Source organism: Hoeflea sp. 108, from assembly GCF_000372965.1.
GTDB lineage: Bacteria > Pseudomonadota > Alphaproteobacteria > Rhizobiales > Rhizobiaceae > Aminobacter.
In genome coordinates, this window is record NZ_KB890025.1 from 346,928 (window position 1) to 361,236 (window position 14,309).

A 14,309-nucleotide genomic window follows, 5' to 3' on the forward strand; every position below is an offset into this window, starting at 1 on the left:
GGTTTCACCATGTCAGGCAACATGTCCCGCAAGCTCCTGCTCTTGACCACCGCGCTCGGTGTGTCGGCAGCGCTCCCCGCCAACGCCGCCGAAGTCTTCAACCGCATCGCCACCTTCCCCGTGGCCCAGAATCTGCCCGCCGATGTCGATCAGGCGACGGCCACGTCGTCGGAAATCATTGCGGCCTCCGAGGACGGCATGACGCTGGTCTATTCCGACAGCCCGCTGGGTGCGGTCGGCTTCGTCGACATCACCGATCCCAAGGCGCCGAAGGCTGCCGGCATCGTCAAGATCGAAGGCGAGCCGACCTCGGTGGTCATCGCCGGCGCCAAGGTTCTTGCCGGCGTCAACACGTCGAAGAGCAAGCAGGAGCCGTCTGGCAACCTGACGGTCATCGACCTCGCCTCCAAGAAGATCGACGCCAGCTGCGATCTTGGCGGCCAGCCCGATTCGGTTGCGCTCAGCAAGGACGGCAAGTTCCTCGCCATCGCCATCGAGAACGAGCGCGACGAAGAGCTGAACGACGGCGAGCTGCCGCAGCTTCCCGCAGGCTTCCTCAAGATCGTCTCGCTGAAGGACGGCGCGCCTGACTGCGCCACGATCAAGACCGTCGACATGACCGGCATCGCCAAGATCGCGCCCGAGGATCCGGAGCCGGAATTCGTGTCCTTCAACGACAAGGGCGAGATCGCGGTTACGCTGCAGGAAAATAACCACGTCGCCATTGTCGATGCCGCGACCGGCAAGATCGTGTCGCATTTTTCGGCCGGCGAAGTGACGCTCGAGAAGGTCGACACCAAAAAGGACGGTGCGCTGAACTTCTCCGGCAAGATCGAAAACAGCCCGCGCGAGCCCGATGCCGTGAAGTGGCTTGACGACGACCGCCTCGTCGTCGCCAACGAAGGCGATTACAAGGGCGGCGCCCGCGGCTTCACCATCTTCTCCAGGACGGGCGATGTGCTGTTCGAGTCCGGTCCGTCCTTCGAATACCAGGCAGCAGCGGCCGGCCACTATCCCGAGCACCGCAACAAGAAGGGCATCGAGCCGGAAGGCCTCGAGGTCGCGACCTTCGGTTCCGACAAGCTGATCTTCGTCGCCGCCGAGCGCGCTTCGCTCGTCGGCGTCTACAAGGACACAGGCAAGGAGCCGGAATTCCAGCAACTGCTGCCCTCGGGCGTCGGCCCGGAAGGCCTTGTGGCGATCCCTGAGCGCAACCTGCTCGTCACAGCCAACGAGACCGATCTTGGCAAGGACGGCCTCGTCCGCTCGCATGTCATGGTCTACGAGCGCGCCGAGGGCACTGCCGCCTATCCGCACATCGTCTCGTCCTTCAAGGATGACGGTACGCCGATCGGCTGGGGCGCGCTTTCGGGCCTCGCCGCCGATCCGAAGGAGGCCGGCAAGCTCTACGCCGTGTCCGACTCGGTCTATCGTTCGCAGCCGTCGATCTACACCATCGACGCCACCAGGACCCCTGCCCTGATCACGGCCAAGACCGTCGTCACCCGTGATGGCGCGCCGGCTCAGAAGCTCGACCTCGAAGGCATCGTCTCCGACGGCAAGGATGGCTTCTGGCTGGCCTCGGAAGGCCGTAGCGACAAGTTGGTGCCGCATGCCGTCTACAAGGTCGACGCCAAGGGCGAGATCAAGGAAGAGGTGGCGTTCCCGGCTGAACTGCTCGCCGGCGAGACCCGCTTCGGCCTCGAAGGCATCACGTCAATCGGCGAAGGCGACGACCTGACGCTGGTCATGGCCATGCAGCGCGAATGGGGCGACGATCCCAAGGGGCAGGTCAAGCTGCTCGCCTACAAGCCCAAGGCCAAGGAGTGGTCGGCGGTGCGCTATCCGCTCGAAGCCGCCGAGAAGGGCTGGGTCGGCCTGTCGGAAATCACCGCCCATGACGGCAAGCTCTTCATCATCGAGCGCGACAACCTGATCGGCCAGGAAGCCAAGAACAAGCGCGTCTACTCGGTGGCGCTCGAAGGCTTCAAACCGGTCAAGCTGGGCGGCGAGCTGCCGGTGGTCGAAAAGACGCTGGTGCGCGACCTCGTACCCGACCTCAAGGCCGCGACCAACGGCTATGTCGTCGACAAGGTCGAAGGTTTTGCCATCGACAAGGCGGGCGATGCCTATGTCGTCACTGACAATGACGGCGTCGAGGATTCCTCGGGCGAAACGCTGTTCCTGCGCCTCGGCAACATCGCTGCCATCAACTGAGGCGCGACAGGCATGAAATGGAAAGGCCGCGGTGGCGACACGGCGGCCTTTTCCGTTGATATCTGGTCAGGTGTCCTGTGCGGCGATCATGCGTCGGGCACTGTGCTCGTCGGTGATCAGAACCGTCGGCTTCACCAGCTTCATGGCGCCGAGCAGCGCGTCGATCTTATCGGTACCACCAGAGGTCAGGATGCGCAGCGGGGCCCGGCGGATGCGGTCGACATCGACGGACATGCCGAGCTCGTTGATCGGATGGTCGACCAGATTGCCGTCGCGGTCGAAGAAGTGGAACAAAAGGTCGCCCACAGCGCCCTTGGCCATAAGCTTCTCGCGCTCTGCCTCGGTCAGGAAGCCGCCGCGATAGAATGTCGAGGCCGACGCGATGTCGCCGACGCTGACCAGCACGGCATCGAGCGAATCGGCCAGCGCAAAAATTTCTGATAAGCCGCAGCGCTCGATCAGCGCACGCTTGGTCTCGATGCTGTCGACGACCGCAGGCGCCGGAATGAGATAGCCGTCGCCCTGGAAGGCCTGGGCGAAGCGCCAGGCGAACTCGGCCGGGTTGGTGCGGCGTGCGACGCCGACGCCGCCAAGCAGCGAGATGACGCGGAAATCGGCAAGCGGCTTGGCGCTGATATAGGGCAGCGTGCCGGTCAGCGTGCGACCCCAGCCAACGCCCACCGACATGCCCGACTTCATCGCCTCTGACAGATAGTCGCCTGTGGCGGCACCGATCGCCGGGATCGGGTCGGCGCCCTCGGCCGAAAGCGGGGCAACGATGGCGCGCTGCACGCCGAATATGCTTTCGAGCTCGCGCTCCTGCCTGACGATGTCGGACAGATCGCCCTCGATGGCGATCTTGACTTCGTTGCGGGCGCGGGCCTCCGCCAGCATCCGGACCACGGTGACACGGCCGACGCCGAGCACCTCGGCGATGTCGTTCTGGGTCATCTGCTCGATGAAATACATCCAGGCGGCGCGCACGCGCAGCCGGTCGGCGCGGCTGTCGGTCGGCGCGTTCTCGGCCTCGTTAGCCGTCGCAATGCCACGCGTCTTGCCGCTCGAACCTTTGACGCCTTTGTTCACGCCGTTTCCCCCGCTTTGGTTTGCATCACTTTTCAAGGAACGGTGCCAAGGTCAAGCGCCGAGCAGCCGACAACAGTTTGCAGTCCGAACCAAACAATGCTGCAATGCCAACAGCCGCCGCCGAAACGGGGAGTCGGTCGCCAGATGGCGAGAGGCCTTGGCCCAAAGTGCTAGACCTGTCGCCTGACATATTGGAACCGATTTCCGGGCGGTGCGTAGAGTGAAAGTGTAGGAGCGTCTGTGGTGCGTCCTGATGGGTGCTCGGCGCTCCCAGGAGCATGCCATGCTGAGAAGCCTCTCCGAAGAGGTTGTCGTCAATATCAAGGACCGCCTGCGTGACATCAGGCATGTCGTGCGCGCCAGCCGCCACGACAATCCCGGGGGGCCGCGCCGTCCGCCTGGGACCGAGCCGTTTTCGCCACCGGCCGAGATCGAGCGGCTGTTGGGTCGTGCCGCAAGCGTGGTCGACGATACTTTGACGATGGCGGAGACCGTTTCGCTGTCGCTGCTGCCGATTGTGCGGCCCGACGATGGCGCGCGGCTGCATGGCTTCGATACCTATTTCGCCACCGGCAGCTCGGCTGCGGTCGAGGGCGAGCGCCTGTTCCGCAGGGATCTTTATGCCGCGCTGAAGGCCTGGTCGCGCCAGCGGAGCGAAGCGGCCCCCCTGCTCCACGAGGCCGGTTTCTCGCAGGCCCATCTCGACATCCGCCGCCGCTATGGCGAGCTGCTGGCAGGGATGCGCGCGGCAACTCCTGATGGCAAGCTGGAGGCGGTTGCCGCGGTTGCCGCAGCTGTTCTGGTCGAATTGCTGCTGAGCCAGTCGTTGTCGGCCGGCGCCGAAGCCAACGAGGCTTATCCGACGCTGTTGCCGCTGGCGCCCGTGGCGCTCGCGGCCGGTATCGCAACGCTGTCGCCCTCGGGATTGAGCGACGCCGATCTGCTGGAGGCCGCCGGTCTGGTGGTCGAGGCTCGTCGCGACCGCATCGTGCGTGCGCTCGATGGCGACGATCCGGTTTCCGACCTCACCGACATCTTCCGGGTGCTGCTGGCGCATTTGCCATAGGGCGCTGCCTATTCCGCAGGATAGATCAGCCCAGAGAAACGGCTTATGCCCCCAGCTCGGCGATCCTCTTCTTCGCCCGATGGATCGAGGCCGGGCTCATCGACAGCTCGGTCAGGCCCATGCGCAGGAATTCGGGGATGAGATCCGGCCGCCCGGCTGCCTCGCCGCACATGCCGACCATGATGCCAGCCGCCACTCCTGCCCGTGCCGTCATCTCGATCGCCGACATGACAGCGACATTGGTGACGTCATTGAGCTTGGCGACAGTCGGGTTCAGCCGGTCGGCAGCCATGATGTACTGGGTGAGGTCGTTGGTGCCGATGGAGAAGAAGGCGACTTCCTTCGCGAGCGCTGGCGCGATCAGCACCGCCGCGGGCGTCTCGATCATCACGCCGAGCTGGAACTCGCCGAAGGCGACCTTCTCGGCGGCCAGTTCGGCCTTGCAGGTTTCGATCAGCGCGCGGGCGGCGCGCACTTCGCCGACGTCGGCGACCATCGGCAACATCACCTTGACATTGCCATGGACGGCAGCGCGCAGGAGAGCCCTGAGCTGCGGCTTGAAGATGTCTGGCCGGTCGAGACACATGCGGATGCCGCGCCAGCCGAGGAACGGGTTCTCCTCGTCGGGAAATTCGATTCCCGAGATCGGCTTGTCGCCGCCGATGTCGAGCGTGCGCACGATGACGGGATGGGGTGCAAACGCCTTGGCCAGTGCTGCATAGGTCTCGGCCTGCATGTCTTCCGACGGCAGGTGCATGTGCCGCATGAACAATAGTTCGGTGCGGAACAGGCCGACACCCATCGCGCCGGCCTCGCGGGCTGCGTCGATCTCTTCGAGCGAGCCGATATTGGCGGCCACTTCGATGACCGTCCCGTCGGCGCGGCGCGGGGTGGTGTCGCGAAACGCCTTCAGCGCCTCGCGCTCACGGGCGGCTTCATCGATGCGGGCGCGGAAGCCGGTGAGAACAGAGCCCTCGGGGTTGGCGACGACATGACCACGGTGGCCGTCGAGTGCGATCTCGCGCGCCTTGCCGAGTTCGTGGACCTGCGGGCCCATGCCGAGCACGGCTGGGATGCCATGGGCGCGGGCGATGATGGCGATGTGGGAGGTAGCGCCGCCATGGCCGCAGACGATGCCGCCGATGCGCTTGAGCGGCGCGCGCGCCAGGTCCCAGGCGCCGATGTCCTCGGCGATCAGGATGGCGCCCTCGGGGATGTCGTCGAGGCTGGCATCTGCCTGGCCGAGCAGCGCCAGGCAGATCTGGCGGCCCACCGACTGCACGTCATCGGCGCGGGCGTTCAGATAGGAGTCGTTGACCTGGCCGAACTGGGCAGCGATCCGAGTGGCGGCGCCGATAACTGCTGTCACCGCATCGCTGCCGGTGTTGATGGCTGTGACCACCTCGTCGCGCAACTCGTCGTCGGCGGCGATGTCACGCAGGGCGGCGATGATGCCGCGGTCGTTGGCCGAAAGAGCATCGGAGGCGAGGGAAGCGTTCATGCGCGCCTGAACGACCTCGACCGCGTCGGTGAAGCGGACGAGTTCTGCTTCCATCTCGCCGACCGAAAGCTTGCGGCGCTCTGGCTTGATCTCGGGCGGGAAGTGGGCGAAAGCGGCGCCGACAGCATAACCTTCGCTGGCAGCTACACCCTTCAGCGCGCCCGAAATCTCTTCCTCTACAGCCGCCGGCTTGGCCGGCTCGATCTTGAGCGTCACGCCCACGGCGGCCGCGGCATCAGGCTCGGCCGGGGCCTGTTCTTCGGCAAGACCGGCAAGCGGGTTTTCGAGATAGCCGATCAGCGCTTCCACGGCCTCGATCTCGTCGGCGCCCCTGGTGCGGATCGTCACCTCGTCGTTTTCCTTGACGGCGAGCAGCATCAGCTTGACCGCACTCTTGGCGCTGGCCGACTTGCCGTCCTTGACGATCTCGACCTCGCTTTCGAAGCTCTTGGCGAGCTTGACGAAACGGGTGGCGGGGCGGGCGTGCAGCCCTTCATGCACTCTGACGATCGTCGAGCGTTCCATGTCCGGTCTCTTGTTCGTGTTCACTATAGCCGCGTCGGGCGCGGCGATCAGCGGCCGATTGTGATGGCGGCGCCGGTTTTCAGCGCGGCGACGAGGACCTCGCCTTCGATAACGGAGGCGCAGATTTCGCCCGGCCGTTCGGCAGCGTTGGCGCCGTTGAAATTGATGACCACGTGGCCGATCTCGCGCACCTTGTTCCAGGCGCTGTCGCCCATGGCGGTGATGGTGCCTTGCAACTCGCCGATGGCGATGGTTTCGCCGACTGTTGGCGCCGCGTCGCTGGGGCCGACCTCGGTCTTGTGCAGCACCGATACCTCCGCCAGTTCCGGCGGGGCGCCGTCGGCGAACAGGATCAGCACGCCGCCTTCGGCCAGCTCTGCCACCTCCGGTCCGATTGCCGTGATGTGCGTCTTGAGATGAACCGACATGATCGAAGCCTTTTTTCTGGGCCCGGGCCGAAATGCTGTCCGGGCGGTATTCGTTTCGCCGGCTTGGCCGGACGGTGAGGCGCCCGGCGGCACAGGTGCCGCCGGGCAATGTCTTAGAAGACGATCAGGCTGACCACCCAGGCGATGAGCACCGAAACCGGGCCCATGATCTGGCGGCTGATCAGAACGGCGGGAACGCCGATCTCGATGGTCTTGGGCTTGGCCTCACCGAGCGCCAGGCCGACGGGCACGAAGTCGCAACCCACCTGGGTGTTGTAGGCAAACAGAGCCGGCAGAGCCATTGCCGGCGAAATCGTGCCGTTGGCGATCTGCGGTCCGATGATCGCCACGCCGATGACCTGGGCGATGACCGCGCCCGGTCCCAGGATGGGCGACAGGAACGGCAGGCCGCAGATGGCGGAAATGATCAGCAGGCCGACGATGTTGTTTGCCAATGGCCCCATCGGCTGGGCAAGCACGTCGCCGATGCCGGTGTAGAGGATCAGGCCGATCAGCATCGTCACGAACGCCATGAACGGCAGCACGTTGCGGACGACCTGGTCGATGGTGCGGCGGCCGGCATTGAAGAAGATGCCGACGACGCGACCCATGACACGGCCGATGCTGGCGACGAAGTTGATGAACCCGCCGTCATTGGTCGGCACGGGAGCTGCCTTTGCCGCCGTCGCGAACGATGCGTTGTTGGCGTTGGAGGCCGAGCCTGCCGATGTCACTGCTTCCGAGCCGTCAGCCATGGTGATGTCGCTTTCCTTGACGCCCGACACATAGATGTCCTCGGTGATGAACTGGGCGAGCGGACCCGCCTGCCCTACCGGGGTTAGGTTGACGGTGGGAATGCGCTTGCGCGGATAGACCCCGCAGCGCGCAGTGCCACCGCAATCGACGACGACGACCGCCATCTCGCCTTCGACCGGCGGCGACTTGAAGCCGTCTACGGCTTCCGCGCCGGTCATCTCGGCGATGCGGGCTGCGACCGGGTGGATGCCGCCGCCGGTGACGGAGACGATCTTGTTGCGCTGATCCGTCGGCTGGACGACCAGGGGACCGCCCCAGCCGCTCTTGCCGCGGGAGATTTTGACTGCCTTGTAAGACTTGGCCATGTGCTCCTCCCCGCCCTTACAGCTCGACGCCCTGACGGCGTGCCATGATGGCGGTGATGCGCTCGGTCAGCATGCCCTTGAGCAGGATGACGACGAGGCCGACGATGGCGTACCAGATGGCGACCTGGATGTGGTAGCCGCCGGGAACAACGCCCTTCTTCTCGAGCTCGAGCAGAGCGACGAGAATGCCGCCCCAGACGAAGTATTCGCCCGGGTTGATGTGCGGGAACAGGCCGAGCGGCGGATGCACGTAGGACACGGCCGCGTCGTAGAAGGCGGGCTTGTGCTTTTCTTCCAGGAACGAGCCGAAGGTGTAGGCCATCGGGTTGGTCAGGAAGAACACCGAGATCAGCGGCAAAACCGTGTAGCGGGTCAGCGCAATACGGCCAGCACCTCGGGCGATGCCGTGCACCCTCTCCTCGCCGACCAGCTCGGTCAGCGCGTAGAAGGCGGTCATCAGCACGACGAGCGTCGGGATGATGCCGGTGACGAAGCCGGCGAAAACCTCGCCGCCCTTCTGGAAGATGCCGATGAAGTATTTGCCGATGCTGGTGAGCCAGCCCAGCTGCTCCTCCTTGGCGACGGTGTTGAGCTTTTCCTTGAACTGCTCAACGGTGATGTCGCTGCTTGCCTGTGCGAGCACGACCATGTCGTGGGTCGCGCCCTTGACGGCCAGCTTACCGTGAATTGCAGCATCCGTGGCCATGGAACCCGCCACATGCAGGTTCTGGACGGCCATGTCGGCATGCTGAGCCAACATAGATAGGACTGACATTTCTCCTCCTTAGATTCCTCACCCCAACGAGATTGCCCCGCAGGCAGCGTCCCTACTGGCTTGCAGGCTTGAGTCCGGCCAGGCCGGGCCCTTTCGGCTCGAGCCGTGCACGGTCGATCTGCTCGACCGCCTTCTTCACGGCTTCCGCCACACCGGTTTCCCCCTCTCCCAGAACAGCGGGATTGGACCGGAGCTGATCGAGGGTCATCCCCTCAAGGTTTTCATGACGATGGAACTTGGCGAAGACCGAACGCCCGGTCATGGTCAAGAGCCGCTGGACCGTCAGGTCGGGTGTCACCACCACGAGCGCGATCGTGCCCTTGCCCAGGCGGCCGCGGCAATTGCCGGCGCCGACATAGCCGTCCTGGTACTTCGCGGTGATGCCTTTGAAGACGTCGGAATAGTGCCGCATCTGCAGCCAGACGCCGAGCGATTGCAGCGCCCAGACAACGCCCAGCAGCAGCAATCCCCATTGCCAGATTGCCATTAGGCCCTTCCTCCCGAAGTCCTCCAAGAGCGGCCGGATATCCGGTCGCTCACATATGGATCAAAGAACATTTGTCTTTACGAATGTCAATATGTATAACTTGAGGCGAGCCGATACGGTGCCTCCATCCACAGCGGCATTTGGCATTTTGCCCGCCGGTGGTATCGTCCGGAGCCGGCAGGAGCGTTGCGACCATGGACCTTCTCTTCAAGAACGAGCTGGCACTTGTGCCCGACCTCGGACACAGGCTGAGGCAGCTGCGCTGGTTCCGCGCCACCTTCCGCAACAGTGCCCGCGCCGTCACCGCCCGCTACGGCATCCATTTCGACATAGACGAGAAGAAGCTGACGCGCATCTTTCTCGATTGGGTCGAGATCGTGAATGCCCAGAAATCCTACGCCAGGCTCGACCGCGCCGACTTCATCGTCTTCGCCGCGGGCCTGGCGCTGAAGGAACTGATCCGCCAGGCGCCGGTCAGCGCGGCCGGCATGCCGGTGGTCGCAGGCACCGAAGACGCGCCCGAGATCGTGCGCTTCTGGCCCGAGGGCTTTGTCTACACAAACTACTGCGTCTGTGCGATCGCGGCCGTGTTCGAGCAGGAGTTCGGCGCCACCCCTGCCCTCGATGCCTGCGCCGACGACCTCAGAACCTGGTGGTCCTACAAGGAGAACACGACCGAGATGCCGAGCTATGCGGTGGCCTATCTCGACCGTTTCCTCGGCGCCGAACCCAACTGGCTCGCACCCGATCTGCCGGAAGAGCGCAGCGCCATGCAGCGCGCGCTCCAAGCCACGCCGCAACGCGTCGCGATCGGCCAGGACTAGACCTTCAACCATCGCGACCGCGCTGCGGCCCGGCCGCGGCAAGCCGCATTTCGACCAACGACGGCGCTGCGCCAGATATTTTCCGGAGACCGACTTGCCCAACGATAAGCTGGTGATTTTCGATTGCGACGGCGTGTTGGTCGACAGCGAGCCGCTGGCGGCTCTTGCCTATGTGCGTGCCTATGCCAGGAACGGTCTCACGATCGAGGCCGAAGTGATCTCGCATTGCGTCGGCATGAAGCAGGCCGACATCATCGCCAAGATCCACCAACTCACCGGCCAGCTTTTGCCCGAACACGCCAACGGCGACATCTGGGGCGAGACCAAGGCGCTGTTTACCGAACAGCTGGCCTCGACGCTCGACATTGCCGCCTTCTTGTCCAAGCTCGAGGCCGCCCGCTGCGTCGCTTCATCGTCGTCGGTCGAGCGCATCAACCACAGCCTCGAGGTGACAGGCCTGGCGCACTATTTCGGCGCGGCGATCTTCAGTTCGTCGATGGTCAAGAACGGCAAGCCCGCGCCCGACATTTTTCTCTACGCAGCCGAAAAGATGGGCTTTGCACCTGAGCGTTCCGTAGTCATCGAGGATTCCCGCTATGGCGTGCAGGGCGCGGTCGCGGCCGGCATGACGGCGATTGGCTACATCGGCGGCGGCCATACCCATGACGGCCACGGCCCTGAGCTTTTGGCGGCTGGTGCTGCGGTGGTGTGCGGCAGCTGGGACGAGGTCGCGGCAGAGCTTCGGAAGCGTGGGTTTATCTGAGGCAGATTGGCTTGAGGGTAATCGGGTAGCGGTTGCGCCACCCCTCATCTGCCTGCCGGCACCCTCTCCCGCAAAGGGACGGGGAGAGGGTAAGGGTGAGGGGGCAATTGAGAGGTGAGCCCTACGCCCGCACCATTTCCAGCAAGATCTTCAGCACCTGCTCCCGACGCTCGACCTGCGGCATGTGGCCGGTGGCGGCAAAGACATGCAGCGCAATTTCGCCGGGAAGTCCCTGCGACTGGCTCGCCGGGATGATCCTGTCGTTTGCGCCGACGATGACACGCACCGGAATGCGCAAGGCTGCCAGCACGGCCCTGATGTCGAAGGTCTGGGTGCCGTCGGCGAAGAAGCGGTCCGATATCTCGGCCTGCGTTGCGCGCAGTTCCCTGTCTGCCGCCTGCGCCAGTGTGGCGTTGACGAACGGCTTGGACAACACCTGCTCGTCGGCCACCAGCTGACGAAGCCAGGGCATCAAGCTCGCTTCACTCTTGGCGCGTACGAAACCCTGCAGGAAGGCGCCGTTGATCTCGGGGCCGAGGCCAGCCGGTGCGATGAGTGCCAAGGCACGCACATCGGCATGGCCGCGTTCCGCAACGGTTGCGGCCACAGCACCTCCGAAGGAGTGGCCGACCAGCAGCAGCGGGCCGACATCGAGCGCTGCCAGTGTCGCCTCGACATCCGATGCAATGGCGTCGAGATCCGACGGCGTGAGGCGCGGCGAGCCGCCATGTCCGGGCAGGTCGATTGCCAGCAGCGGCGCGTCGACAGGACCTGCGGCCAGCATCGGCCGCCAGCTGTTGAGGTCTGCGCCGAAGCCGTGGAGCAGGACGATCGGACGCCCTTCGCCTTGTCGCAGCCAGGCAAAGTTCAGCGGGGCCGCGCTGGCGGGCCGCCGTGGCGCCGACAGCGGCTGGGAGGATGCCGCCGGCCTTGAAACGATTGGGTCGGGCTGCGCCGGGGCTTTCGCCTCCAGCCTTGGCGTCGCCATGGCACTTTCCACATCCTTGCGCATGACGCGGCCCCTGGGGCCGGACCCTGCGATGGCGTCGAGTGCAAGTCCAGCCTCCGCCGCGAGGCGGCGAGCAAGCGGCGTGGCGCGCGTACCGTTCAGCGCTGCGGTGGCTGTCACTGGCGCGGGCTCTGAGGGCGCAACCGGGACAGCAGCAACCGGAGCGGGCGCAATAGTAGTGACTTCCGGTGCCAGCTTACCCTCGAGAGCCGTGTCCTGAGCCGGCTTGGCAGCTTCGCCTTCGGCATAGATCCAGGCGACGGCTTCGCCGACTGGGATGTCGATGCCTTCCTTGCCTGTTATGTCGCGGATGGTACCCGAGGCGGGGGCGTCGATTTCCATCGCCGCCTTGTCGGTCTCGATCTCGAACAGCAGGTCGCCTTTCTTGACTGCAGCGCCTTCGTCGACATACCAGCGCGAGATGCGCCCTGTCGCCATGTCCATGTCGACCTTGGGCAGGATTACTTCGACCGGCATGGCCTAACGGCTCCCAGTGGCGAGGCTACGCGCGGCGGCGAGGATGTCGGGCACCTGCGGCACGGTCGCCTTTTCCAGTTCCGGATTGTAAGGGATCGGCGTCTCGGCGCCGCCGAGGCGCACGATCGGCGCGTCGAGGAAATCGAAGGCCTCGCTCTCGGCGATCATGGCGCTGACCTCGGCGCCGACGCCGAGGGTCTTCACGCCTTCATAGACGCAGAGCAGGCGCGACGTCTTCTTGACGCTCGCAATGACGGTGTCCTTGTCCATCGGCCGGACGGTGCGCAGGTCGACGACCTCGACGTCGATGCCCTCGGCCTCGAGCGTCTTTGCCGCTTCGAGCGCCTTGTGCACCATGATGGAGGTGGCGACGATGGTCAGGTCGCGCCCCTCACGACGGATATCGGCTTTGCCGATCGGCACGGTGTAATAGCCCTCGGGCACCGGGCCTTTGGTCTTGTAGAGCAGCTTGTGCTCGAAGATCATCACCGGGTCGGGATCGGCGACGGCGGCGAGCAGCATGCCCTTGGCGTCGTGCGGCGTCGCCGGCTGGATGACTTTCAGGCCCGGCACATGCCCGAGCCAAGCTTCGAGGCTCTGGCTGTGCTGGGCAGCGGCACCCGTGCCGGAACCCGCCGGAAAGCGCATCACCACGGGCACCGACACCGCGCCGCCGAGCATGTAGCGCATCTTGGCGGCCTGGTTGACGATCTGCTCCATGGCGAGCGTGGCGAAGTCGGAGAACTGGAATTCGAAGATTGGACGCAGTCCGGTCACCGCCGCACCCACGGCAACGCCGGCGCCACCAAGTTCCGAGATCGGCGTGTCGATGACGCGGTCGGCGCCGAAACGCTCGACCAGGTCGCCGGTCACCTGGAAGGCGCCGCCATAGACGCCGATGTCCTCGCCCATGAGGAAGACACGCTCGTCGGTCTCGAGCGCAATCGCCATGGCTTCCTGGATCGCCTGGGCATAGCTCAGCTCGCGCACAGCCTGATCCATCACACAGTCTCCGTGTAGACGTAGCGTTCGAGATTGCGGATCTCGGGCGACGGGCTCGCCTTGGCGAACTCGATGCCGTCGGCAATCTCCTTGGCCACCGCCTCGCGGATCGCCTCGATGCCGGCCTGGTCGATGATGCCGAATTCCATCAGTTCATTCTCGTAGCGGACGATCGGATCGCGGTTGGTCATCCAGTCCTCGATCTCTTCCTTGGTCCGGTAGCGGTTGCGATCGCTCTTGGAGTGGCCGCGGTAGCGATAGGTCTTGGACTCGATCAGCGTCGGCCCCTCCCCTGCCCGGGCGCGGCGTACAGCCTCGTGGCTGGCCTCGGCGACTTCGGACAGAACGTTGCCGTCGACGATCACACCCGGCATCGAATAGGCGGCGGCTCGGTCGGCGACATTGGGCACCGCCGTCGAGCGGGCCATCGAGGTCGACATGCCGTAACCGTTGTTCTCGCAGACGAAGATGACCGGCAGCTTCCACAGCGAGGCCATGTTGAGCGCCTCGTGGAAGGCGCCCTCATTGTTGGCGCCGTCGCCGAAGAAGGAGATGACGACGCGGTCGGATTTCAGGCGCTTGGCGGTCAGTGCCGCACCCACGGCGATCGGAATGCCGCCGCCGACGATGCCGTTGGCGCCGAGATTACCGGTGGAGACGTCGGCAATGTGCATCGAACCGCCGCGGCCGCGGCAATAACCCGTGGTCTTGCCGAAGAACTCGGCGAACATCTTCGACACTTCCGCACCCTTGGCGATGCAGTGGCCGTGGCCGCGATGGGTCGAGGTGATCTGGTCGTCATTGGTGAGCGGCATGCAGATGCCCATGGCGCTCGCCTCCTGGCCGATGGACAGGTGCATGGTGCCGTGGATCAGGCCGCGCATGTAGGACTCTTCCGCGCCCTCTTCGAACTGGCGGATAAGGTACATCTTGTGCAGTGCCTGCTTCAGGCGCTCGGCACTGTATTCGCGGTAGATGAAGGGCAGGTTCGCGCCTGCCGGCAGGTCCTTGGTCTTAGCCTGGGCCAC

The 14,309-nt window shown here is 64.9% G+C and carries 13 protein-coding genes; 4 read left to right on the forward strand and 9 right to left on the reverse strand.

Annotation, left to right across the window (positions count from 1 at the left end):
• Nucleotides 1-21: 21 nt before the first annotated feature.
• Nucleotides 22-2,217: an esterase-like activity of phytase family protein gene (locus tag B015_RS0127545; RefSeq protein WP_026227810.1), complete on the forward strand. Its 2,196-nt coding sequence runs from the start codon at nt 22-24 to the stop codon at nt 2,215-2,217.
• Between the two features lie 66 nt (nt 2,218-2,283).
• Here the strand turns inward: B015_RS0127545 and B015_RS0127550 are convergent, their stop codons facing one another.
• Nucleotides 2,284-3,261 (reverse strand): sugar-binding transcriptional regulator, encoded by a 978-nt coding sequence (locus tag B015_RS0127550; RefSeq protein WP_245262430.1) that lies wholly within the window; start codon nt 3,259-3,261, stop codon nt 2,284-2,286.
• Between the two features lie 325 nt (nt 3,262-3,586).
• Between B015_RS0127550 and B015_RS0127555 the strand changes: the two genes are divergently transcribed.
• Entirely contained in the window at nt 3,587-4,369 is a 783-nt protein-coding gene (locus tag B015_RS0127555) for a hypothetical protein (RefSeq protein ID WP_026227811.1), read from the forward strand.
• Between the two features lie 43 nt (nt 4,370-4,412).
• Here the strand turns inward: B015_RS0127555 and ptsP are convergent, their stop codons facing one another.
• The 5 genes from ptsP to B015_RS0127580 all read right to left on the reverse strand — a co-directional run bounded on the left by ptsP (nt 4,413) and on the right by B015_RS0127580 (nt 9,206).
• Entirely contained in the window at nt 4,413-6,395 is a 1,983-nt protein-coding gene (gene ptsP, locus B015_RS0127560) for a phosphoenolpyruvate--protein phosphotransferase (protein WP_026227812.1), read from the reverse strand.
• A 47-nt stretch (nt 6,396-6,442) separates the two neighbouring features.
• Entirely contained in the window at nt 6,443-6,823 is a 381-nt protein-coding gene (locus tag B015_RS0127565; RefSeq protein WP_018430998.1) for a PTS glucitol/sorbitol transporter subunit IIA, read from the reverse strand.
• 113 nt (nt 6,824-6,936) lie between these two features.
• The gene (locus B015_RS0127570) at nt 6,937-7,944 is read right to left on the reverse strand and encodes a PTS glucitol/sorbitol transporter subunit IIB (RefSeq protein ID WP_018430999.1); all 1,008 of its coding nucleotides are present in this window, start codon (nt 7,942-7,944) and stop codon (nt 6,937-6,939) included.
• A 16-nt stretch (nt 7,945-7,960) separates the two neighbouring features.
• Entirely contained in the window at nt 7,961-8,719 is a 759-nt protein-coding gene (locus tag B015_RS0127575; RefSeq protein ID WP_026227813.1) for a PTS glucitol/sorbitol transporter subunit IIC, read from the reverse strand.
• 52 nt (nt 8,720-8,771) lie between these two features.
• Nucleotides 8,772-9,206: a transcriptional regulator GutM gene (locus B015_RS0127580; protein ID WP_018431001.1), complete on the reverse strand. Its 435-nt coding sequence runs from the start codon at nt 9,204-9,206 to the stop codon at nt 8,772-8,774.
• Nucleotides 9,207-9,400: 194 nt separating this feature from the next.
• On the opposite strand from B015_RS0127580, the gene B015_RS0127585 reads away from it, so the two are divergent.
• Entirely contained in the window at nt 9,401-10,030 is a 630-nt protein-coding gene (locus tag B015_RS0127585; RefSeq protein ID WP_018431002.1) for a hypothetical protein, read from the forward strand.
• 94 nt (nt 10,031-10,124) lie between these two features.
• Nucleotides 10,125-10,793, forward strand: a complete 669-nt coding sequence (locus B015_RS0127590) for an HAD family phosphatase (protein WP_018431003.1) — start codon at nt 10,125-10,127, stop codon at nt 10,791-10,793.
• A 121-nt stretch (nt 10,794-10,914) separates the two neighbouring features.
• On the opposite strand, the gene B015_RS0127595 is transcribed toward B015_RS0127590, so the two are convergent.
• From B015_RS0127595 to B015_RS0127605, 3 genes are read right to left on the reverse strand one after another with little or no spacing between them, the layout of a single operon-like run.
• Nucleotides 10,915-12,279: an acetoin dehydrogenase dihydrolipoyllysine-residue acetyltransferase subunit gene (locus B015_RS0127595; RefSeq protein ID WP_018431004.1), complete on the reverse strand. Its 1,365-nt coding sequence runs from the start codon at nt 12,277-12,279 to the stop codon at nt 10,915-10,917.
• Nucleotides 12,280-12,282: 3 nt separating this feature from the next.
• Nucleotides 12,283-13,281 (reverse strand): alpha-ketoacid dehydrogenase subunit beta, encoded by a 999-nt coding sequence (locus B015_RS0127600; protein WP_018431005.1) that lies wholly within the window; start codon nt 13,279-13,281, stop codon nt 12,283-12,285.
• Nucleotides 13,281-14,309 (reverse strand): thiamine pyrophosphate-dependent dehydrogenase E1 component subunit alpha, encoded by a 1,029-nt coding sequence (locus B015_RS0127605; RefSeq protein ID WP_018431006.1) that lies wholly within the window; start codon nt 14,307-14,309, stop codon nt 13,281-13,283. The genes B015_RS0127600 and B015_RS0127605 overlap by 1 nt, the downstream gene beginning before the upstream one ends.

What these genes read in the sequence shown, in the direction of transcription:
- B015_RS0127545 (WP_026227810.1), top strand. Translation starts at nt 22, where the DNA reads ATGTCCCGCAAGCTCCTGCTCTTGACCACCGCGCTCGGTGTGTCGGCA.
- B015_RS0127555 (WP_026227811.1), top strand. Translation starts at nt 3,587, where the DNA reads ATGCTGAGAAGCCTCTCCGAAGAGGTTGTCGTCAATATCAAGGACCGC.
- ptsP (WP_026227812.1), bottom strand. Translation starts at nt 6,395, where the DNA reads ATGGAACGCTCGACGATCGTCAGAGTGCATGAAGGGCTGCACGCCCGC.
- B015_RS0127565 (WP_018430998.1), bottom strand. Translation starts at nt 6,823, where the DNA reads ATGTCGGTTCATCTCAAGACGCACATCACGGCAATCGGACCGGAGGTG.
- B015_RS0127570 (WP_018430999.1), bottom strand. Translation starts at nt 7,944, where the DNA reads ATGGCCAAGTCTTACAAGGCAGTCAAAATCTCCCGCGGCAAGAGCGGC.
- B015_RS0127575 (WP_026227813.1), bottom strand. Translation starts at nt 8,719, where the DNA reads ATGTCAGTCCTATCTATGTTGGCTCAGCATGCCGACATGGCCGTCCAG.
- B015_RS0127580 (WP_018431001.1), bottom strand. Translation starts at nt 9,206, where the DNA reads ATGGCAATCTGGCAATGGGGATTGCTGCTGCTGGGCGTTGTCTGGGCG.
- B015_RS0127585 (WP_018431002.1), top strand. Translation starts at nt 9,401, where the DNA reads ATGGACCTTCTCTTCAAGAACGAGCTGGCACTTGTGCCCGACCTCGGA.
- B015_RS0127595 (WP_018431004.1), bottom strand. Translation starts at nt 12,279, where the DNA reads ATGCCGGTCGAAGTAATCCTGCCCAAGGTCGACATGGACATGGCGACA.
- B015_RS0127600 (WP_018431005.1), bottom strand. Translation starts at nt 13,281, where the DNA reads ATGGATCAGGCTGTGCGCGAGCTGAGCTATGCCCAGGCGATCCAGGAA.